The organism is Rufibacter sp. LB8 (assembly GCF_014876185.1).
Classification (GTDB): domain Bacteria; phylum Bacteroidota; class Bacteroidia; order Cytophagales; family Hymenobacteraceae; genus Nibribacter.
This window is the reverse complement of record NZ_JADALJ010000001.1, coordinates 4123800-4144197: the sequence shown is the minus strand read 5'-3', so window position 1 is coordinate 4144197 and position 20398 is coordinate 4123800. Positions and strand designations below refer to the sequence as shown.

20 protein-coding genes and 4 tRNA genes are annotated in these 20398 nt (G+C 45.1%); all 24 read right to left on the bottom strand.

What is annotated here, in order from left to right:
* Complete coding sequence (gene rplV / locus IMY23_RS17220; RefSeq protein ID WP_192823265.1) at positions 1-387, bottom strand: 50S ribosomal protein L22; 387 nt, start codon at positions 385-387, stop codon at positions 1-3.
* The gene (gene rpsS, locus IMY23_RS17215) at positions 387-665 is read right to left on the bottom strand and encodes a 30S ribosomal protein S19 (protein ID WP_123131276.1); all 279 of its coding nucleotides are present in this window, start codon (positions 663-665) and stop codon (positions 387-389) included. Before rpsS ends, rplV begins: the two co-directional genes overlap by 1 nt.
* A gap of 3 nt (positions 666-668) precedes the next feature.
* The gene (rplB, locus tag IMY23_RS17210) at positions 669-1493 is read right to left on the bottom strand and encodes a 50S ribosomal protein L2 (RefSeq protein WP_192823264.1); all 825 of its coding nucleotides are present in this window, start codon (positions 1491-1493) and stop codon (positions 669-671) included.
* Between the two features lie 12 nt (positions 1494-1505).
* Entirely contained in the window at positions 1506-1793 is a 288-nt protein-coding gene (gene rplW / locus IMY23_RS17205; protein ID WP_192823263.1) for a 50S ribosomal protein L23, read from the bottom strand.
* Complete coding sequence (rplD, locus tag IMY23_RS17200; protein WP_192823262.1) at positions 1793-2425, bottom strand: 50S ribosomal protein L4; 633 nt, start codon at positions 2423-2425, stop codon at positions 1793-1795. The genes rplW and rplD overlap by 1 nt, the downstream gene beginning before the upstream one ends.
* 1 nt (position 2426) lies before the next feature.
* Positions 2427-3047 carry a 50S ribosomal protein L3 gene (gene rplC / locus IMY23_RS17195; protein WP_192823261.1) on the bottom strand — a complete coding sequence of 207 codons (621 nt, stop codon included), beginning with the start codon at positions 3045-3047 and terminating at the stop codon, positions 2427-2429.
* 365 nt (positions 3048-3412) lie between these two features.
* Positions 3413-3718, bottom strand: a complete 306-nt coding sequence (gene rpsJ, locus IMY23_RS17190) for a 30S ribosomal protein S10 (RefSeq protein WP_048919298.1) — start codon at positions 3716-3718, stop codon at positions 3413-3415.
* A 10-nt stretch (positions 3719-3728) separates the two neighbouring features.
* Positions 3729-5828: an elongation factor G gene (gene fusA, locus IMY23_RS17185; RefSeq protein ID WP_192823260.1), complete on the bottom strand. Its 2100-nt coding sequence runs from the start codon at positions 5826-5828 to the stop codon at positions 3729-3731.
* A 2-nt stretch (positions 5829-5830) separates the two neighbouring features.
* The gene (gene rpsG / locus IMY23_RS17180; protein WP_048919296.1) at positions 5831-6298 is read right to left on the bottom strand and encodes a 30S ribosomal protein S7; all 468 of its coding nucleotides are present in this window, start codon (positions 6296-6298) and stop codon (positions 5831-5833) included.
* A gap of 13 nt (positions 6299-6311) precedes the next feature.
* A complete protein-coding gene (rpsL, locus tag IMY23_RS17175) occupies positions 6312-6728 on the bottom strand; it encodes a 30S ribosomal protein S12 (protein ID WP_149092179.1) in 417 nt (138 codons plus the stop codon).
* A gap of 102 nt (positions 6729-6830) precedes the next feature.
* Positions 6831-7145, bottom strand: a complete 315-nt coding sequence (locus tag IMY23_RS17170; protein WP_192823259.1) for a DUF3467 domain-containing protein — start codon at positions 7143-7145, stop codon at positions 6831-6833.
* Position 7146: 1 nt separating this feature from the next.
* Positions 7147-11466, bottom strand: a complete 4320-nt coding sequence (rpoC, locus tag IMY23_RS17165) for a DNA-directed RNA polymerase subunit beta' (protein WP_192823258.1) — start codon at positions 11464-11466, stop codon at positions 7147-7149.
* Positions 11467-11586: 120 nt separating this feature from the next.
* Positions 11587-15444: a DNA-directed RNA polymerase subunit beta gene (gene rpoB / locus IMY23_RS17160; RefSeq protein ID WP_192823257.1), complete on the bottom strand. Its 3858-nt coding sequence runs from the start codon at positions 15442-15444 to the stop codon at positions 11587-11589.
* 170 nt (positions 15445-15614) lie between these two features.
* Positions 15615-15995, bottom strand: coding sequence for a 50S ribosomal protein L7/L12 (rplL, locus tag IMY23_RS17155; RefSeq protein WP_149092175.1), 381 nt, complete (start codon positions 15993-15995; stop codon positions 15615-15617).
* 35 nt (positions 15996-16030) lie between these two features.
* Positions 16031-16558 carry a 50S ribosomal protein L10 gene (gene rplJ, locus IMY23_RS17150; protein WP_192823256.1) on the bottom strand — a complete coding sequence of 176 codons (528 nt, stop codon included), beginning with the start codon at positions 16556-16558 and terminating at the stop codon, positions 16031-16033.
* A 12-nt stretch (positions 16559-16570) separates the two neighbouring features.
* Positions 16571-17260, bottom strand: coding sequence for a 50S ribosomal protein L1 (gene rplA / locus IMY23_RS17145; protein WP_192823255.1), 690 nt, complete (start codon positions 17258-17260; stop codon positions 16571-16573).
* A gap of 13 nt (positions 17261-17273) precedes the next feature.
* On the bottom strand, positions 17274-17717 hold the full coding sequence (rplK, locus tag IMY23_RS17140) for a 50S ribosomal protein L11 (protein ID WP_192823254.1): 444 nt from the start codon (positions 17715-17717) through the stop codon (positions 17274-17276).
* 12 nt (positions 17718-17729) lie between these two features.
* The gene (gene nusG, locus IMY23_RS17135; protein WP_192823253.1) at positions 17730-18287 is read right to left on the bottom strand and encodes a transcription termination/antitermination protein NusG; all 558 of its coding nucleotides are present in this window, start codon (positions 18285-18287) and stop codon (positions 17730-17732) included.
* Between the two features lie 15 nt (positions 18288-18302).
* The gene (gene secE / locus IMY23_RS17130) at positions 18303-18494 is read right to left on the bottom strand and encodes a preprotein translocase subunit SecE (protein ID WP_192823252.1); all 192 of its coding nucleotides are present in this window, start codon (positions 18492-18494) and stop codon (positions 18303-18305) included.
* Positions 18495-18516: 22 nt separating this feature from the next.
* Positions 18517-18589, bottom strand: a tRNA-Trp gene (locus tag IMY23_RS17125).
* Positions 18590-18698: 109 nt separating this feature from the next.
* Positions 18699-19886, bottom strand: coding sequence for an elongation factor Tu (gene tuf, locus IMY23_RS17120; RefSeq protein WP_192823251.1), 1188 nt, complete (start codon positions 19884-19886; stop codon positions 18699-18701).
* Between the two features lie 66 nt (positions 19887-19952).
* Positions 19953-20024, bottom strand: a tRNA-Thr gene (locus IMY23_RS17115).
* 46 nt (positions 20025-20070) lie between these two features.
* A tRNA-Gly gene (locus tag IMY23_RS17110) sits at positions 20071-20143 on the bottom strand.
* A 74-nt stretch (positions 20144-20217) separates the two neighbouring features.
* A tRNA-Tyr gene (locus IMY23_RS17105) sits at positions 20218-20300 on the bottom strand.
* Positions 20301-20398: the final 98 nt, after the last annotated feature.

The following is a 20398-nucleotide window of genomic DNA, read 5'->3' as shown; positions in this document are numbered from 1 at the left end:
CTATTTGGCTTCGTTAGAGGTAGATGTTTCAACTGTTTCCGCTTCCACTTTAGAGTCAATCACCAACGTAACGTGGTTTGATCTTTTTCTAATTCTGTGGCCACGGCCTTGGGGAGCAGGGCGTAAACGCTTCAGCATTTTCCCTTCATCTACTCTAATCTCTTTGATATATAGATTAGCATCTTCAATGCGGGCATCCTCATTGGCTGCTTGCCAGTTAGATAAAGCAGACAAAAGAAGTTTCTCCAGTTTAGGAGCGCCGGCATTTGGTGTAAACTTCAATAAACCTAAAGCCTGGGTAACTTTCTTACCGCGGATCAAGTTCGCCACCAATCTCATCTTACGCGGTGAGCTTGGTACATTATTCAATTTAGCTACCGCTTCCATTATCTTTTACCTTTATCTTTCTTAGCAATATGGCCTCTGAAGTTTCTGGTAGGAGCAAATTCACCTAATTTGTGCCCTACCATGTTTTCTGTTACATACACAGGAATAAACTTATTGCCATTGTGTACTGCAAACGTGTGGCCTACAAAATCTGGAGAGATCATAGAACGACGTGACCAAGTTTTGATCACTGACTTCTTTCCAGACTCATCCATTGTCTGCACCTTTCTATCGAGCCTGTAGTCAATATAAGGCCCTTTTTTTAATGATCTTGCCATTACTTATTTCTTCCTTCTATTAACAATCAGGTTCTCAGAAAATTTATTCTTGTTTCTGGTTTTCTGCCCTTTGGCATACAAACCATTACGTGATCTTGGGTGACCACCAGAAGATTTACCTTCACCACCACCCATTGGGTGATCCACAGGGTTCATGGCAACACCTCTTACTCTTGGTCTGATTCCCAACCATCTGCTACGTCCGGCTTTGCCGAGTTTCACGTTCATGTGGTCTGCGTTAGAAACAGTACCAATGGTAGCCATGCAATTCACAAGAACCATTCTCATTTCACCGGAAGGCAATTTAAGGGTGGCATAGCGTCCTTCACGGGCTACAAGTTGCGCATAAGAACCAGCACTTCTGGCTAATACGGCACCTTGGCCTGGAGCTAACTCAATGTTGTGAACTATAGTACCAAGCGGAATATCAGAAAGTGGCAACGCGTTGCCTACCTCTGGTGCAACTCCAGGACCAGATACTACTACCGCATCTACTGCCAAACCAGTAGGTGCTATGATATAAGTTTTTTCTCCATCTGCATAGTACAGCAAAGCTATACGCGCTGTTCTGTTTGGATCATACTCAATCGCTTTCACAGTTGCAGGAACTCCGAATTTCGTTCTTTTGAAATCGATAATCCGGTATCTTTTCTTATGCCCACCGCCTGTGTAGCGCATGGTCATTCTTCCTGAATTGTTGCGTCCACCAGATTTTTTCTTGGATGCCAACAAAGATTTTTCAGGCTCGCTCTTCGTGATCTCAGTGAAGGCCGGCGCCATTCTGAATCTTTGACCTGGTGTTGTCGGTCTTAGTTTTCTTAATGCCATTCTCTTAGTTACTTATATTCCGCTGTAGAAATCGATTACTTCCCCTTCTTTCAAAGTGACAATCGCCTTCTTAGAGGATGTCGTACGCCCGGTCACAACACCAGACTTAGTGTTGCGGGACTTTAATTTGCCTTGTGTTCTCATGGTAGAAATTTTCTCTACCGTCACGTTGTAGCGGGATTGGATCGCTTTTTTGATCTCAATCTTATTGGCTTTTCTATCAACCTCAAAGGCATATTTACCTACTTCGTTTAAAGCAGTCAGCTTCTCAGTCAATAATGGTCTTTTCAGGATACTCATTATTTCTTCGCGTAAATTTCTTCAAAAACAGAAAGAGATTCCTCTAAACAAACTACTTTGTCTGCGTTAAGCAAGTCATAGGTAGTTAACGCACCTGGCGTTGAAACCTTCACTTTAGCAATGTTTCTGCTTGAAAGCACTACATTTTCATTGGCCTCTTTGGTAACAATAAGAGTCTTTCTTGTGCCTACATTCAGGCTTTGAAGAATTCCAACGAAAGTTTTGGTCTTTGGTGAGTCAATGATAATGTTATCTACCAATACCAGGCGCTCATCTTTAGCCAGAGTTGAAAGGGCCGAAAGTCTGGCCAGTGATTTCAACTTTTTGTTTAATTTGAAGCTATAGTTTCTTGGTCTTGGTCCAAAAATACGACCACCACCTACAAATACAGGAGATTTCAATGAACCAGCTCTGGCGCCGCCAGTACCTTTTTGCTTCTTGATCTTTTTGGTAGACCCGGCAACTTCATTGCGCTCTTTTGATTTGTGTGTTCCCTGACGTTGGTTTGCTAAGTATTGCTTAACATCAAGGTACATTGCATGCTCATTTGGCTCAACACCAAACACAGATTCTGGAAGGGTTACTTTCCTTCCGGTATCTTCCCCTTTACTATTGATAACTGATAGCTCCATCTTATTTCTCAACTACAATAAATGAATTATTAGCGCCTGGGATAGATCCACTCACTACAAGCAGGTTCTGCTCTGGCATTACACGTAACACACGCAGGTTTTGCACCTTCACGCGGTCACCACCCATTCTACCAGCCATGCGCATTCCTTTGAATACTCTTGAAGGCCAAGAGCAAGCTCCAATAGAACCAGGGTGTCTTGCCCTGTTGTGCTGACCGTGGGTTTGGCCACCAACACCGGCAAAGTTGTAGCGCTTTACAACGCCTTGGAAACCTTTACCTTTTGAGGTACCTACCACATCCACAAATTCGCCTTCTTCAAAGGAAGTCACGTTCACTTCGTCTCCTAAAGAGTAAGAAGCGGTGTCATCCATTCTGAATTCTACTAATTTCTTCTTAGCAGTGGTGTTGGCTTTGGCAAAGTGACCAGCCAATGCTTTGGTGGTTCTTTTAACCTTCTTCTCTCCGTACCCAAGCTGGATGGCCGTGTAGCCATCTGTTTCCTGCGTTTTAACCTGAGTTACTACGCATGGTCCTGCTTGAATCAAAGTACAGGCCACGCTCTTCCCTTCAGGAGTGAAGAGGCTTGTCATTCCGATTTTCTTACCGATAATTCCAGGCATTCTACTTTTTTATTTTAAACAATTAATAATATTCCCCCGTAGGCTTTATTTTCGGGAGTGCAAAGTTCTATATTTAATTTTTATTTTACAAGCTATCCTAAACTATTTGTTTTCAGATACTAAGGCAAATCAAGTTATTCCAGGTGAATAGTTCTTCTTTCCTCTCGCATTGTGGCACTTAACCGGTTTAAGTGCCTTTTTCTTTCCCCTAAACTATTTCCCAGTTTTTGCTCTATTTCAGTTTTGGAGCCCGAAAACAGAAATTCCCTTTCTTCCTTTCCGTTTTTGGCCTCTGTTTTGGAAATGGGCCCAAAAACAAAAAAGGGAGAGGTTGCCCTCTCCCTTTTAAGGAAGTTATTTGTGTATCAAACTTTGATTTCAACGTCAACGCCGCTTGGTAACTCAAGCTTCATTAACGCATCCACTGTTTTAGAGGAAGTAGAGTAGATATCTACCAATCTCTTGTAGGTGCAAAGTTGGAACTGCTCTCTCGCTTTTTTGTTCACGTGCGGTGAACGCAAAACGGTAAAGATGTCTTTTTCAGTTGGCAAAGGAATGGGACCACTCACGATCGCACCAGTTGCTTTTACCGCTTTCACGATTTTCTCTGATGATTTATCTACCAGATTGTGATCGTAAGATTTCAGTTTGATTCTGATCTTTTGATTCATTCTATTTCAACTATTTCGAAGTCCCTTTAATTTTTGCGATAATTCCATCTGCCATGTTCTGCGGCACTTGCTCATAATGAGAGAAAGTGAGCGAAGCGGTTGCTCTACCAGAAGTAATGGTACGCAAGTCTGTCACGTAACCAAACAACTCTGACAAAGGCACATCTGCTTTCACTACAGTAGAGGTTCCTTTGGTATCCATACCTTTCATGATACCTCTTCTTCTGTTCAAGTCACCGGTTACTGGACCAGTGTACTCGTCTGGCGTTACCACGTCTACTGCCATGATAGGCTCTAGAAGTTTAGGACCACACTGCTTGCCAGCTTCTTTGAAACCTGCACGGGCAGCTAATTCAAAAGACAAGGCATCAGAGTCAACGTCGTGGAAAGAACCGTGGAACAAGCGCACTTTCATGGAGTCTACCGGGAAACCAGCCAGAATTCCATTTTTCATGGCTTCCTCAAATCCTTTCTGCACCGGCGGAATGAATTCTCTTGGGATCACACCACCTACAATGCCGTTCTCGAACTCAAGGCCTTGTTTGCCGTCTTCACGTGGGCCCATGGTGAACACAATGTCTGCGAACTTACCACGACCACCAGACTGCTTTTTGTACACCTCGCGGTGCTCGAAAGACTTGGTGATGGTTTCTTTGTACGCTACCTGTGGTGCACCTTGGTTCAGTTCCACCTTGAACTCGCGTTTCATGCGGTCAATGATGATCTCCAGGTGAAGCTCGCCCATACCTCTTAAGATGGTTTGTCCGGTTTCTTCATCTGTGTTCACCTGCAAGGTTGGATCCTCTTCAATAAGTTTGGCGATGGCCATACCCATTTTATCAGAGTCCGCTTGTGTTTTGGGCTCAATGGCATAACCAATTACTGGCTCAGGGAAATCCATAGATTCCAGAACGATTTTCGCGTTTTGGTCACACAGGGTATCTCCTGTTTTAATGTCTTTGAAACCAACTACCGCTCCAATGTCACCCGCAGATAATCTTTCAATTTGGTTCTGCTTGTTGGCGTGCATCTGGAAAATGCGGGAGATACGCTCCTTGTTGTTGGAACGGGTATTGTATACATAAGAGCCAGACTCCAACACGCCAGAATAAGCGCGCACAAAGCACAGACGACCTACATAAGGGTCAGTGGCAATTTTGAAAGCCAAACCAGCGAACGGCTCAGACTCACTTGGCTTACGGGAAATCTCCTCGCCAGTGTCTGGGTTTGTTCCTGTAATGTTGTCTTTGTCCATAGGAGATGGGCAAAGGGCCATCACGTAATCCAACATAGTCTGTACTCCCTTGTTTTTGAAGGAAGAACCGCACAGCATAGGAACGATAGCCAAATCAATGGTTGCCTTGCGTAAAGCAGTCATGATTTCTTCTTCGGTGATCGTTTCCGGATCATCGAAGTATTTCTCCATTAGAGACTCGTCATAGTCAGCAACAGCTTCCAGCAATTTCTCTCTGTATTCTGTGGCTTCCTCCAACATATCATCTGGAATTGGAACTTCGGTAAAGGTCATGCCTTTATCGTGCTCATTCCATTTGATACCTCTAAAGTTTACCAAGTCAACTACACCTTCAAAGTTGTCCTCAGCACCAATTGGTAATTGAAGCGCTACGGCATTACTGCCCAGCATTTCTCTTACCTGCTTACAAACGCCTAAGAAGTCAGCGCCAGAACGGTCCATTTTATTAACGAAACCAATACGGGCTACTTTGTAATTATCTGCCAATCTCCAGTTAGTTTCAGACTGCGGCTCTACGCCATCAACTGCACTAAAAAGGAATACCAAACCATCTAATACGCGCAGGGAACGGTTCACCTCAACGGTGAAATCCACGTGACCTGGGGTATCAATGATGTTGATGTGGTAATCTTGGTCTCTGTACTTCCAATCTACAGTTACAGCGGCAGAGGTAATAGTAATACCTCTTTCCTGCTCCTGCTCCATCCAGTCAGTGGTTGCGGCGCCATCATGCACCTCTCCCAGTTTGTGAGACTTTCCGGTATAATAGAGAATCCGTTCAGTAGTAGTAGTCTTACCGGCATCAATGTGCGCGGCAATACCTATGTTTCTGGTATATTTTAAGTCTCTTGCCATTCTTAGAATCTGAAATGCGAGAATGCTTTGTTAGCTTCTGCCATTCTGTGCGTGTCATCTTTCTTTTTCACAGCAGCACCTTCTCCCTTGGCGGCAGCGATGATCTCGCCGGCCAATTTATCCATCATTGTTTTCTCACCTCTCTTACGAGCATAAGAAATCATCCATTTGATACCGAGAGAAATCTTTCTGTCTGGACGAACTTCAGTAGGTACCTGGAAGGTAGCCCCACCTACACGGCGGCTTTTCACCTCTACACCAGGCATGATGTTGTTCAACGCTTTTTTCCAGGTCTCTAAGCCGCTCTCTTTAGTTCTTTTCTCAACTAAATCACAAGCATCATAGAAAATCCGGTACGCTACGCTCTTCTTGCCATCTACCATTAGGTAGTTCACAAAACGGGTAACAAGCGTTTCTTTGTATTTTGGATCAGGAAGAAGGATTCTCTTCTTTGGTTTCGCTTTTCTCATTGTCTTAACTCAATTATTTTTTCTTACCGCCTTTACCTGCAGCAGCTGCTGGTTGACCTGGCTTAGGACGCTTAGCACCGTATTTAGAACGTGACTGAAGACGACCACTTACGCCGGCTGTATCCAAAGCACCACGGATGATGTGATATCTTACACCTGGTAAGTCTTTCACACGACCACCTCTGATCAACACAATAGAGTGTTCCTGGAGGTTGTGGCCTTCACCTGGAATGTAGGCATTGACTTCTTTGCCGTTTGTCAAACGCACACGCGCCACTTTCCGCATAGCAGAGTTTGGCTTCTTAGGTGTGGTTGTGTAAACGCGTGTGCACACGCCACGTCTTTGTGGGCATGAATCAAGAGCTGGAGACTTTGACTTTGATGTTAGCGCTTCTCTTCCCTTTCTTACTAATTGTTGTATAGTAGGCATTTACTAACTTTTTAAACTGATTTCTCTCTTCAAAAAATGGTTTGCAAAGGTATAAAATTCACTTTGCAAATTCAAAGTTTTAATTCATTAATTATTAATGGCTTAGGCTTCGCCCATGGTACCGCCAAAATTGAGCGGAAAGCTTGGAGCCTCAGGCGTCTGCTTGATGGCTCCAAAACTCTGCTCATATTTTAAGATGTTTTCCTCCAGAGCCACCAAGAATCTCTTGGCGTGCTCTGGAGTAATAACTACTCTTGATTTTACTTTGGCTTTGGGAATACCAGGCATCAGCCGGATAAAGTCAATCACGAATTCACTGTGGGAGTGCGCAATCATGGCCAAGTTTGCATACTCGCCCTCGGCAATCTCCTCGGTCAACTCAATGTTGATTTGTCCTGGTTGTTCTGCTGCTGCCATCTTATTTTTCCTGCAATTCGCCTTGTTTGCTCGCTTTCACGCCAGACTGTTTGCTGGCGGTAAGCGCCTCGTACTCGTCTTTTGACCCAACAATAATCTTGGTGTACTCGCGCAAACCAGTACCCGCCGGGATCAAGTGACCAACAATTACGTTCTCTTTCAAGCCCAGTAATTCGTCTGCTTTCCCTTTGATGGCTGCCTCGCTCAATACCTTGGTAGTCTCCTGGAAAGAAGCTGCCGAGATAAAGCTTTGCGTACCCAAAGACGCCTGGGTGATACCTTGCAAGGTTTGTCTTGACACGGCTGGTTGTGCATCACGCACTGACACTGTCTTCAAGTCACGACGTTTCAAGCTGGAGTTTTCATCACGCAATTTACGAGCTGTTACAATCATACCTGGTTTCATGGCCGAAGAGTCACCTGCATCTTCCACTACTTTCATGTCAATGATCATGTCATTCTCTTCCATGAACGTCACTTTGTCAACCGTCTGGTTTTCCAGGAAGCTGGTGTCACCTGGGTCAATCACCATGACTTTCTGCATCATCTGGCGAACAACCACCTCAATGTGCTTATCATTGATCTTCACACCCTGCAAGCGGTATACTTCCTGAATCTCGTTCACTAAGTATTCCTGCACGGCACCTGGACCCTGAATATTCAAGATATCATTAGGCGTGATAGCACCATCTGACAAAGGAACACCAGCGCGCACGAAGTCATTGTCCTGCACTAGGATGTGCTTGGAAAGAGGTACCATGTACTTCTTCTTCACGCCATCTTTTGACTCAATGTAAATCTCACGGTTACCGCGCTTGATGCCACCATAAGTCACTACACCGTCAATCTCACTCACTACCGCCGGGTTAGACGGGTTACGGGCTTCAAAGAGCTCTGTAACACGTGGCAGACCACCGGTGATATCACGGGTTTTACCAATGGCACGAGGAATCTTGGCAATGATCTGGCCAGCAGAGATTTTCTGGTTGTCTTCCACTGTTAAGTGAGCACCTACCGGAATGTTGTAGCTCTTAGGCTCACCATTTGACGCGTTCACCAAGATAGACGGGTTCTTTGTCTTGTCTTTGGTTTCAATAATCACTTTTTCACGGTGACCTGTCTGCTCATCAGATTCCTCACGGAAGGTGATTCCTTCAATGATGGCTTCATACGCAATGCTACCATCAAACTCAGACAAGATAACCGCGTTGTAAGGATCCCAGTTACACAACTCGTCACCTTTGCCTACCGTCTGGCCTTCATTCACAACCAAGAATGATCCGTAAGGCACGTGGTTACTAATTAACAGTTTACCAGTAGTAGGCTCCATAATCTTCACCTCGCCAGAACGACCCATAACCACTTTCACGGTCTCGCCTTCCGCGTTGAGGGTGTCAATGGTACGCACGTCTTCAAACTCCACCACGCCATTGAATTTGGCTCTGATGGCTGCATCAACGGCAATGTTAGAAGCAGTACCACCCACGTGGAACGTACGAAGCGTTAACTGTGTACCTGGCTCACCAATAGACTGGGCTGCAATTACACCGACTGCCTCGCCTTTCTGTACCATGCGGCCAGAAGATAGGTTACGGCCGTAGCACTTAGCACAGATACCGCGTTTAGTCTCACAGGTCAATACAGAACGTATCTCTACGCTTTCAATGGCTGTGTTCTCAATTACACGGGCCACTTCTTCTGTAATCTCTTTACCAGACTCAAGGATCAAGTCACCGTTGTGCGGATCCAGGATGTCATGTACGTTCACACGACCCAGGATACGCTCAGACAGAGACTCCACAATATCTTCATTGTCTTTCAAGGCACTTACCTCCAGACCGCGCAGCGTACCGCAATCCTCTTCATTCACAATCACATCTTGTGACACGTCTACTAAACGACGAGTCAGATAACCCGCATCTGCCGTTTTAAGAGCGGTATCTGCCAGACCTTTACGAGCACCGTGGGTAGAGATAAAGTACTCAATTACATCCAGACCTTCTTTAAAGTTAGATAGAATTGGGTTTTCAATAATCTCTCCTACGGAGCCTTGTAACGACTTCTGTGGCTTGGCCATCAAACCTCTCATACCACCCAACTGACGAATCTGCTCTCTGGAACCACGGGCGCCGGAGTGCATCATCATGAAGATGGAGTTGAAACCTTGGTCATCTTTCTCAAGACGGCTCATCAAGGTCTCCGTGATTTGGTTGTTGATACGCGTCCAGATATCAATTACCTGGTTGTAACGCTCATTATCAGTGATAAGACCCATAGAGTAGTTTGCCCAAACAGCATCTACATCTTTTTTGGCCTCAGCTACCAGTATATCTTTCTCTTTAGGGATAACGATATCACCCAAGCCCATGGACAGACCACCTTTGTAGGCTGACTGGAAACCTAGGGTTTTGATATCATCCAGGAACTGTGCTGTTCTCGCCATGCCTGTTACTTTAAACACGCGGGAGATAATCTGCTGCAGTTTCTTTTTAGAAAGAAGCTCATCTACGTACCCAACTTCCTCAGGAACGAACTGGTTGAATAAAACTCTACCAGCTACTGTTTCAAGCAATTTAGTCACCAGTTGACCGCTTTCATCTTGTACTTTCACGCGCACTTTAATGAAAGCGTGCTTAGAAAGCTTGCCTTCATTGATGGCAATGATGACTTCTTCAGCAGAGTAGAAAGACATGTCTTCTCCCTGAATCTTTTCATTTTCAGTAGAGCGTTTGCCTTTAGTTACATAGTACAAGCCCAACACCATGTCCTGAGAAGGCACCGCAATTGGAGCACCGTTGGCAGGGTTCAGGATGTTATGCGAAGCCAACATCAACATAGACGCTTCCAGGATGGCTGCTGGTCCCAGGGGAACGTGCACGGCCATCTGGTCACCGTCAAAGTCAGCGTTGAAGGCTGTTGTTACCAATGGGTGCAATTGGATTGCTTTTCCTTCAATCAGTTTTGGTTGGAAGGCCTGAATACCTAATCTGTGGAGCGTAGGAGCACGGTTCAACAGAACTGGATGGCCTTTCAACACATTCTCCAGGATATCCCAAACAACCGGGTCTTTTCTGTCTACAATTTTCTTCGCAGATTTTACCGTTTTCACAATACCGCGCTCAATTAGCTTCCGGATAATGAACGGTTTGAAAAGCTCAGCCGCCATGTTCTTAGGCAGACCGCACTCGTGTAGCTTCAATTCTGGACCTACCACAATTACGGAACGACCAGAATAATCCACACGCTTACCAAGTAAGTTCTGACGGAACCGTCCTTGCTTACCTTTCAACATATCAGAAAGCGATTTCAAGGCACGGTTACCTTCTGCTCTAACAGCGTTCACTTTACGTGAGTTGTCAAATAGGGAGTCAACTGCCTCCTGCAACATACGCTTCTCATTCCGGAGAATTACCTCTGGTGCTTTGATCTCAATCAGACGCTTCAAACGGTTGTTACGGATGATGACACGACGGTATAAGTCGTTCAAATCTGAGGTTGCGAAACGACCACCATCCAACGGAACCAATGGGCGCAATTCCGGTGGAATCACAGGCACCATCCGGATGATCATCCACTCTGGCTTGTTCTCAATTCTAGTAGCGGCATCACGGAACGCTTCTACTACGCGCAGACGCTTCAACGCTTCAGCTTTCCGCTGCTGAGAAGTCTCATGGGCAGCAGAGTAACGCAGGTCATAAGAAAGGTCATCCAAATTGATGCGCTCCAACAACATCTGCAATGCTTCAGCACCCATTCTTGCCAAGAACTTGTTTGGATCATGGTTGTCCAACATTTGGTTCTCACGTGGCAACTTGTCAATCATGTCCAGGTACTCGTCTTCGGTCAGGAAGTCAAGCGTATTCACGCCGTCTTCGCCCAAGACACCTGGTTGAATCACTACATAGCGCTCGTAATAGATAATCTGATCAAGCTTCTTAGTAGGCAAGCCTAACAGATATCCAATTTTGTTTGGCAATGATTTGAAGTACCAGATATGCGCTACTGGTACTACCAACTCAATATGGCCCATGCGCTCACGACGCACTTTTTTCTCAGTTACCTCTACACCGCAACGGTCACATATAATCCCTTTGTAACGGATTCTCTTGTATTTACCGCAATGGCACTCCCAGTCCTTCACCGGCCCGAAAATCCGCTCGCAGAACAAACCGCCCATCTCGGGCTTATAGGTTCTGTAGTTGATGGTTTCGGGCTTCGTCACCTCTCCGTTTGACCGCTCCAGAATTGATTCTGGGGAAGCCAAGCTGATGGTCACTTTAGAGAAGTCCTGGACTAATTTTTTATTTCTTGCTAACGCCATGTTATGTGTTGCTAGATATTAAATTTCCTTATTACTGAACCACTGTCTTAATGCGTTATTGGGAGATCTCAGAAAGTGCCGTTTTTGGCCTCTATTCCTGAAATCTCCCTCAAAACAACTTTAGTCTAGTGTAATCTCCAGGGCCAAGCCTCTGAGTTCGTGAATCAACACATTAAATGATTCCGGGATATTTGGCTTCGGCAATACGTCACCTTTTACAATAGCTTCGTATGCTTTGGCACGGCCTATCACGTCATCAGATTTAATAGTCAAGATCTCTTGTAGCACGTTAGCGGCACCGAAAGCCTCTAGTGCCCACACCTCCATCTCACCAAAACGCTGACCACCAAACTGGGCTTTACCACCTAATGGTTGTTGTGTGATCAACGAGTATGGCCCTATGGAACGAGCGTGCATTTTATCATCTACCAAGTGACCAAGTTTCAGCATGTAAATCACCCCTACCGTTACTGGCTGGTCAAAGCGGTCTCCACTTAAACCATCAAACAGGTAAGAACGACCAAACACTGGTAAGCCTGCCTCGGCTAGTTCTGCAGAAACCTGCTCTTCGGTAGCACCGTCAAAGATTGGCGTAGCATACGTACGGCCCAATTTCAGACCAGCCCAACCTAGAACCGTTTCATAGATCTGACCAATATTCATCCTGGAGGGTACCCCAAGTGGGTTCAACACGATGTCCATAGGTGTTCCGTCTTCCAGGAATGGCATGTCTTCTTCACGCACAATACGGGCTACTACCCCTTTGTTACCGTGACGACCTGCCATCTTATCACCCACTTTCAGCTTACGCTTCTTGGCAATATAGACTTTGGCTAGCTGCACAATACCTGCTGGCAATTCATCTCCAACTTCTAAGGTGAAACGGTCACGCTTGAAACGGGCTGACACCATGTTGCGGCGCTTGGTGTAATTTTTCACCAACTCCAACAACATTTTGTTTACTTGCTCGTCTGCGGTCCAGCCCTCCAAGATGAGGTCCTTGAACATATTCACCTCTTCCGGAACAGCGTAATTGCTTTCATCCTTATAAGGGTTCTTGTCAGGGAAAAGAGCCTCGGCAACGTTTTTCTTACCGAATTTAGCTCCTTTGGTAATGATATCATCACCAAAACGGTGACGCACTCCCTGGCTCGTCTTACCCTCTAACAAAGCCACCAGCTTCTCAATCATCACGGCTTTCACCGCTTTGAGTTCGCTGTTGTATTTTGCTTTCAGGTCTTCTACCTCTTTCTTCGCTTTCGCGCGGAGGTTTTTATCTTTCTTAGGACGAGAGAACAGTTTCGTCTCAATCACCACACCATTCAAAGATGGCGGCGCTTTCAACGAAGCATCTTTCACATCACCGGCTTTGTCACCGAAGATGGCACGTAGAAGTTTCTCTTCTGGCGTTGGATCCGTCTCTCCTTTAGGAGTGATTTTACCAATCAGAATATCGCCTTCTTTGACCTCGGCACCAATTCTGATGATACCGTTCTCATCTAAGTTACGAACGGCTTCTTCGCTCACGTTGGGGATCTCAGAGGTCAATTCCTCCTCACCGCGTTTCGTTTCACGAACTTCCAGCTCAAACTCTTCAATGTGAATGGAAGTGAAAACGTCATCTCTCACTACACGCTCAGAGATAACAATCGCATCTTCAAAGTTATATCCTTGCCAAGGCATGAACGCTACCTGAAGGTTTCTACCTAAGGCTAGTTCTCCCTGGTTGGTGGCATAACCTTCACACAACGGCTGACCCTGCGTTACTTTCTCTCCTTTTTTAACCAAAGGAGTTAAGTTGATACACGTATCTTGGTTGGTACGGCGGAACTTAATCAAGTCATAGGTCACAAATTCGGCATCAAAGCTTACCATCTTATCATTATCAGATAAGTTGTAGCGAATGATGATTTTGTTGGCATCTACGAAATGTACTTCACCTTCTCCTTCAGCGCGTACCAAGGCACGCGAATCAAGAGCGGCTCTGGCTTCCAGACCTGTTCCTACAATTGGAGCTTGTGGCTTCACCAAAGGAACTGCCTGACGCTGCATGTTTGATCCCATCAAGGCACGGTTAGCATCATCATGCTCCAGGAACGGAATCAACGATGCAGCCACCGATACAATCTGGTTAGGGGCAACGTCCATGTATGTATAGCGCTCTGGCTCTACTACTGGGAAGTCACCTTCAAAACGGCCTTTTACTTTATCATTGATAAAGTTACCGTTATCATCAATGATAGCGTTTGCCTGGGCTATGTGGTGGGTATCTTCTTCCTCAGCGGTCAAATACTTCACGGTAGACGTAATGTCCACTTTGCCCTCTACTACATTTCTGTAAGGAGTTTCAATGAAGCCCATGCTGTTCACGCGTGCGTGCACACACAAAGAAGAAATCAAACCAATGTTTGGTCCCTCTGGCGTTTCAATAGTACAAAGACGACCGTAGTGGGTATAGTGAACGTCACGAACCTCAAAACCGGCACGCTCTCTTGATAGACCTCCTGGCCCCAAAGCAGATACACGACGTTTGTGCGTGATTTCTGCCAGCGGATTGGTCTGGTCCATGAACTGAGACAGCTGGTTGGTACCAAAGAAGGAGTTGATTACAGAAGAAAGCGTACGCGCGTTGATCAAGTCAACCGGTTTGAATTCTTCATTGTCACGCACATTCATACGCTCTTTGATGGTTCTGGCCATACGGGCCAAACCAACACCAAACTGCGCGTACAATTGCTCTCCTACCGTTCTCACACGGCGGTTGCTCAAGTGGTCAATATCATCTACTACTGCACGTGAGTTGATCAAGCCTATCAGATATTTAACAATAAGAACAATGTCCTCATTGGTTAATACTTTGGCTTCCCAGTTCTTGTCAAGACCTAGTTTCTTGTTGATTCTATACCGACCAACATCTCCTAAGTCATAACGCTTGTCGCTGAAGAACAACTTCTGGATAATATCCCGGGCAGTTTCAACGTCTGGCGCTTCTGTGTTACGCAACTGACGGTAGATTTGCTCTACCGCTTCTTGCTCAGAGTTAGAGTTGTCTTTCTGTAGTGTGTTATAGATGATATTATAGTCCGCTATGTTCACGTTCTCACGGTGCAACACAATAGACTTAACACCAGAGCTGATGATCACATCAAGATCATCTTCAGATACTTCAGAATCACGCTCTAAGAGAACCTCGTTTCTGTCAATAGAAACTACCTCTCCGGTATCTTCATCCACAAAGTCTTCGGTCCAGGTTCTTAAAACCCGTGCAGCTAACTTTCTGCCAACTACATTCTTCAGCGTTTTCTTATCTGCCTTCACTTCCTCAGACAGACCAAATAAGTCTAGAATGTCTTTATCTGTTCCGTACCCAATGGCACGCAACAAGGTAGTTACCGGGAATTTCTTCTTACGGTCAATGTAAGCATACATGACGTTGTTCACGTCAGTGGCAAATTCAATCCAAGACCCTTTGAAAGGGATAATTCTGGCAGAGTAAAGCTTGGTACCGTTGGTGTGCTTGCTTTGCGCAAAGAACACGCCCGGTGAGCGGTGCAACTGTGACACAATCACGCGCTCAGCGCCGTTGATCACAAAAGAACCTTTCTCAGTCATGTACGGGATGTTTCCTAAGAAAACTTCCTGTTCTATGGTTTCAAAGTCTTCATTGTCTGAGTCATTACAGATCAAACGAAGCTTTGCTTTTAATGGCACTGAATAGGTCAATCCACGGTCAATGCACTCATCTACTGAGTATTTTGGCGGATCTACGTGGTAATCAACAAATTCCAGTACGAAATTTTCTCTTGAGTCAGAGATCGGGAAATTCTCAGCAAACACTTTGAACAAACCTTCTTCCGTGCGGTTCTCTGCAGCGGTTTCCAATTGGAAAAAGTCTTGGAAAGATTGTAGCTGAACATCTAGAAAGTCAGGATAATCAATGACTGACTTAATAGACGCAAAATTGATCCGCTCTGTCATTTTACTTGTAGCCAAAGTTGTCAGATTTTTACGTTTAAACTTTGTCGTACCCTTTGTGATGGTCTTACAAGGGCAGAAATTTCTAGAAAATCATTTCTAGGTACAAACAGGAAAAGACCTGACGAAAATGCCAGGTCTAACCCTATGTGGTAATGGAAGGTGGTGTGAGATTACTTAACCTCCACTTCAGCACCAGCTTCTTCCAATTGCTTTTTCAATGAATCTGCTTCATCTTTCGCAACACCTTCTTTCAATGGTTTAGGAGCTCCATCAACCAGTTCTTTCGCTTCTTTCAAGCCAAGACCAGTAAGTTCTTTCACCAGCTTCACAACTGCTAGTTTAGAGGCACCAGCTGACTTAAGGATTACATCAAATGATGTTTTTTCCTCAGCAGCAGCTCCGGCGTCGCCACCGGCAGCACCAGCTACCATTACAGGAGCAGCAGCTGCTGGCTCAATACCATACTCATCCTTAAGAATAGTAGCAAGTTCATTAACCTCTTTTACAGTTAAGTTAACCAACTGCTCAGCGAATGCTTTCAAATCTGCCATTTTTATTAGTAATTAAAAGTTGTTTTAAAATTGAATTATTGTTCTCTCTCTGATAATGTTTTAAGCACGCCAGCCAATACGTTTCCACCGCTCTGAAGCGCAGAAATAACGTTTTTAGCTGGAGATTGAAGTAACCCGATGATTTCACCAACAAGTTCTTCTTTGGATTTGATTTTGCTCAGTGTGTCCAGCTGATCATCACCTAAGTAAATGCTGCTGTCAATGTAAGCACCCTTCAGCACAGGTTTCTTAACCCCGGCCTTACGGAAATCCATTAATAATTTTGCCGGAGCATTACCAGTGGTAGCTTCAAACAAGATACCTGAAGAGCCTTTCAAGGCTACATCTAACGCTGATGTGTCAGCATCTAAGGTATCTAATGCTTTGCGAATCAGAGTATTTTTGTACACTTTGTACTCAATGCCTCTATCAAAGCACAATCTTCTGAATTTATTGATAGTAGCTACCGTTAAATCTGAAGCGTCAGTGATATAGACAAATGGGTTTTGAGCAAGCTTCTCACTCAAATCACGTACAATGATTTCTTTCTCTTCCCGTGTCATCTCTTGGTCTCGTTAAATAGAGGATTTATCAACTACTACACCAGGACTCATTGTACTTGACAATGTGATGCTTCTAATATAAGTTCCTTTGGCAGAAGATGGCTTTAAGCGGTTCAAGGTGGCAATCACCTCAGATGCGTTAGCGGCCAACTGGTCTGGTCCAAAAGAAACTTTACCAATGCTGGTGTGGATGATACCGGTCTTATCAACTTTAAAGTCAATCTTACCAGCTTTAACCTCTTTCACAGCTTTTGCTACATCTGGTGTAACAGTACCTGCTTTAGGGTTTGGCATTAAGTTTCTTGGTCCTAAGATACGTCCCAGTCTACCTACTTTTGCCATAACGGCAGGCATGGTGATGATTACATCAATATCAGTCCAGCCTTTTTCAATCTTCTGGATGTACTCGTCCAAGCCTACATAGTCTGCACCGGCATCTTTTGCTTCCTGCTCTTTGTCAGGTGTACAAAGCACCAATACACGTACATCTTTACCAGTTCCGTGCGGAAGTGTTACTACACCTCTCACCATCTGGTCAGCCTTGCGTGGGTCAACCCCCAGACGAACGTCAATGTCAACTGAGGCATCAAACTTAGTGAAGGTGATTTCCTTCACTACGCCTGCCGCATCTAACAGAGAGTACTCTTTTGATGGGTCGTACTTTGCTAAGACTGCTTTTCTGTTTTTAGAAATTCTAGCCATTTGCTTTTTTTAATTACTCACTCCAAGGAGCAGTTCCTTTTACCGTGATACCCATGCTGCGCGCGGTACCAGCTACCAATTTCATGGCCGACTCCACTTTGAAAGCGTTCAAGTCAGGCATTTTGATTTCTGCGATCTCTCTGATCTGATCCCAAGTCACTGAACCTACTTTGTTCCGGTTCGGCTCTTTAGAACCACTCTTGATTTTTGCAGCATCCATCAACAATACTGGAGCGGGAGGAGTTTTAATTACAAAGTCAAATGACTTATCTGTGTAGATTGTAATTAGAACTGGGCAGACTTGGCCAGCCTTATCCTGGGTTCTAGCGTTGAACTGCTTGCAGAACTCCATGATGTTAAGACCTTTAGAACCAAGTGCAGGTCCAATCGGCGGCGATGGATTCGCGGCGCCTCCCTTTACCTGAAGTTTCAGGTAACCTTTTATTTCTTTTGCCATTATTAATTATTACTACTGTTCCTTTTCTACTTGCATATAGTTCAGTTCCACTGGCGTGTTACGGCCAAAGATCTTCACCATCACATTCAATTTCCGGCGCTCCTCAAATACTTCCTCCACTGTTCCAGAGAAGCCATTAAAAGGTCCGTCCATTACTTTTACTGTCTCGCCTACAATGAAAGGCGTTTCCAGTGTTTCCACTTGCTCGTCGGTCTCGTCTACCTTTCCTAAGATGCGGTTGACTTCTGACATTCTAAGCGGCACAGGTTTGGCAGCAGTATTACCGTTGCCGGCTCCTAAAAAGCCTATAACCCCGGGGGTGCTAATGATTAAGTGCTCTACTTCTCCGTTGGAGATATCTGCATGCACTAATACATAACCAGGAAAAAAACTGCGCTCACGCACCCGCTTCTTTCCATTGCGCATTTCATATACTTTCTCTGAAGGAATAAGCACCTGGGGTACCATTTCCGTCAGGTTATGCCGGGCCACTTCGTTTTCAAGATAGGACTTTGCTTTCTTCTCTTGTCCGGAAACCGCCCGTACCACGTACCATTTTAAGTCTGCCATTCTCCAGCTAAATTTTTAGAATTGGTTGTAAAACCATTCCAGTGTGGAGTCGTACACAAAGTCCATAGCACCCACAACTAGCGCAAACACCATAGATCCAACCAACACCAGAATAGAACTCTTCTGAAGCTCCGTATAGGTTGGCCAGGAGACCTTGAAGCGCATCTCCTCTACTGTGTTATTGAAAAATTTCGTCAGCTTTTCCATTGTGATGCTTTTACTTCTCTAGCACGGGAGGTAGGACTCGAACCTACAACCAATGGTTTTGGAGACCACTACTCTACCAATTGAGCTACTCCCGTAAAAAAATGCACGCCATTCGTTCAAATGGAGTGCAAATGTATTATTCTTTTCCTAAAAAAACAAGTCCGCCCCACTTTATCAGCAGAGCGGACTTATTATTTTCAGTAATTAGTCAAGGATTTCAGTTACCTGACCGGCACCTACGGTTCTACCACCCTCACGGATAGCGAAACGAAGACCTTTTTCCATGGCTACTTTGTTGATCAAATCTACCGTGATAGTGATGTTATCACCTGGCATTACCATCTCAACACCTTCTGGCAACGTGATGATACCAGTTACGTCAGTAGTTCTCAAGTAGAACTGTGGACGGTAGTTGTTGAAGAATGGCGTGTGACGTCCACCTTCTTCTTTAGAAAGAACGTAAACTTCAGCCTTAAATTTCAAGTGGGGAGTTACAGAACCTGGCTTGCAGATAACCATACCTCTACGGATATCAGTTTTCTCAATACCGCGTAGCAACAGACCTACGTTGTCACCAGCTTCACCTCTGTCTAGGATTTTGCGGAACATCTCAACACCAGTTACTACTGATTTCAAGCCTTCAGCACCCATACCCAAGATATCAACTTGCTCACCAGAGTTGATGATACCACGCTCAATACGGCCAGTAGCTACTGTACCACGACCAGTGATAGAGAACACGTCCTCAACTGGCATCAAGAATGGAAGGTCAGTTAAACGAGCAGGAATTGGAATGTGGTTATCAACCGCGTCCATCAATTCTTCAATGGTTTTCACCCATTTCTCGTCGCCGTTCAAGCCACCAAGAGCAGAACCCTGGATAACTGGAATGTTGTCCCCGTCGAAATCATAGAAAGAAAGAAGCTCTCTGATTTCCATTTCAACAAGCTCTAACAATTCTGGATCGTCTACCATGTCCACTTTGTTCATGAACACAACAAGAGCAGGAACACCTACCTGACGAGCCAAAAGGATGTGCTCACGTGTCTGTGGCATAGGGCCATCAGTAGCAGCAACCACCAAGATAGCACCGTCCATCTGGGCAGCACCCGTAACCATGTTCTTCACATAGTCAGCGTGACCAGGACAGTCAACGTGTGCATAGTGACGGCTCTCAGTAGCGTACTCTACGTGAGACGTGTTAATAGTGATACCACGCTCTTTTTCTTCAGGAGCGTTGTCAATAGAAGAGAAATCTCTTTTTGCGGCTAGACCTTTGCCCGCTAAAACCTGAGTAATAGCAGCAGTCAAGGTTGTTTTGCCGTGGTCAACGTGCCCGATAGTACCGATGTTTACGTGCGGTTTGGAGCGATCAAAATTTTCTTTAGCCATTTTAGAAATTATTTAGTTCTTGGGTGAAACGGTGTATTGTGTTAAAAAAAAGAATATTACCGCTTGAGCCAACGATGGGAATTGAACCCACGACCTCTTCCTTACCAAGGAAGCACTCTACCCCTGAGCTACGTCGGCATAATGAAAGGATGCAGCTCCCGCTGCATCTTACTCATCTTCAATGAGCGGGAGACGAGGTTCGAACCCGCGACCTACAGCTTGGAAGGCTGTCGCTCTACCAGCTGAGCTACTCCCGCTTGTGTACTGGTACATCAGAAGTCTTTACGTGGCAACCTGTAACCTTGCCGCAACCTCTGACCATGTGTTGATGTGGGGAGAGAAGGATTCGAACCTTCGAAAGCTTACGCTAACGGAGTTACAGTCCGTCCCATTTGGCCACTCTGGAATCTCCCCAATCTTCTTTCAAAGAACCCTTAAAAACGATTTCCTATGCGGTCTTCGTTCTAAGGAGATGCAAAATTAACGGCTTTTTGCTCCTTGTCAAATATTTC

Excerpts from the sequence above, each read along its gene's own strand:
- rplV (WP_192823265.1), bottom strand. The coding sequence starts at position 387 with ATGGAAGCGGTAGCTAAATTGAATAATGTACCAAGCTCACCGCGTAAG.
- rpsS (WP_123131276.1), bottom strand. The coding sequence starts at position 665 with ATGGCAAGATCATTAAAAAAAGGGCCTTATATTGACTACAGGCTCGAT.
- rplB (WP_192823264.1), bottom strand. The coding sequence starts at position 1,493 with ATGGCATTAAGAAAACTAAGACCGACAACACCAGGTCAAAGATTCAGA.
- rplW (WP_192823263.1), bottom strand. The coding sequence starts at position 1,793 with ATGAGTATCCTGAAAAGACCATTATTGACTGAGAAGCTGACTGCTTTA.
- rplD (WP_192823262.1), bottom strand. The coding sequence starts at position 2,425 with ATGGAGCTATCAGTTATCAATAGTAAAGGGGAAGATACCGGAAGGAAA.
- rplC (WP_192823261.1), bottom strand. The coding sequence starts at position 3,047 with ATGCCTGGAATTATCGGTAAGAAAATCGGAATGACAAGCCTCTTCACT.
- rpsJ (WP_048919298.1), bottom strand. The coding sequence starts at position 3,718 with ATGAATCAAAAGATCAGAATCAAACTGAAATCTTACGATCACAATCTG.
- fusA (WP_192823260.1), bottom strand. The coding sequence starts at position 5,828 with ATGGCAAGAGACTTAAAATATACCAGAAACATAGGTATTGCCGCGCAC.
- rpsG (WP_048919296.1), bottom strand. The coding sequence starts at position 6,298 with ATGAGAAAAGCGAAACCAAAGAAGAGAATCCTTCTTCCTGATCCAAAA.
- rpsL (WP_149092179.1), bottom strand. The coding sequence starts at position 6,728 with ATGCCTACTATACAACAATTAGTAAGAAAGGGAAGAGAAGCGCTAACA.
- IMY23_RS17170 (WP_192823259.1), bottom strand. The coding sequence starts at position 7,145 with ATGGCAGCAGCAGAACAACCAGGACAAATCAACATTGAGTTGACCGAG.
- rpoC (WP_192823258.1), bottom strand. The coding sequence starts at position 11,466 with ATGGCGTTAGCAAGAAATAAAAAATTAGTCCAGGACTTCTCTAAAGTG.
- rpoB (WP_192823257.1), bottom strand. The coding sequence starts at position 15,444 with ATGACAGAGCGGATCAATTTTGCGTCTATTAAGTCAGTCATTGATTAT.
- rplL (WP_149092175.1), bottom strand. The coding sequence starts at position 15,995 with ATGGCAGATTTGAAAGCATTCGCTGAGCAGTTGGTTAACTTAACTGTA.
- rplJ (WP_192823256.1), bottom strand. The coding sequence starts at position 16,558 with ATGACACGGGAAGAGAAAGAAATCATTGTACGTGATTTGAGTGAGAAG.
- rplA (WP_192823255.1), bottom strand. The coding sequence starts at position 17,260 with ATGGCTAGAATTTCTAAAAACAGAAAAGCAGTCTTAGCAAAGTACGAC.
- rplK (WP_192823254.1), bottom strand. The coding sequence starts at position 17,717 with ATGGCAAAAGAAATAAAAGGTTACCTGAAACTTCAGGTAAAGGGAGGC.
- nusG (WP_192823253.1), bottom strand. The coding sequence starts at position 18,287 with ATGGCAGACTTAAAATGGTACGTGGTACGGGCGGTTTCCGGACAAGAG.
- secE (WP_192823252.1), bottom strand. The coding sequence starts at position 18,494 with ATGGAAAAGCTGACGAAATTTTTCAATAACACAGTAGAGGAGATGCGC.
- tuf (WP_192823251.1), bottom strand. The coding sequence starts at position 19,886 with ATGGCTAAAGAAAATTTTGATCGCTCCAAACCGCACGTAAACATCGGT.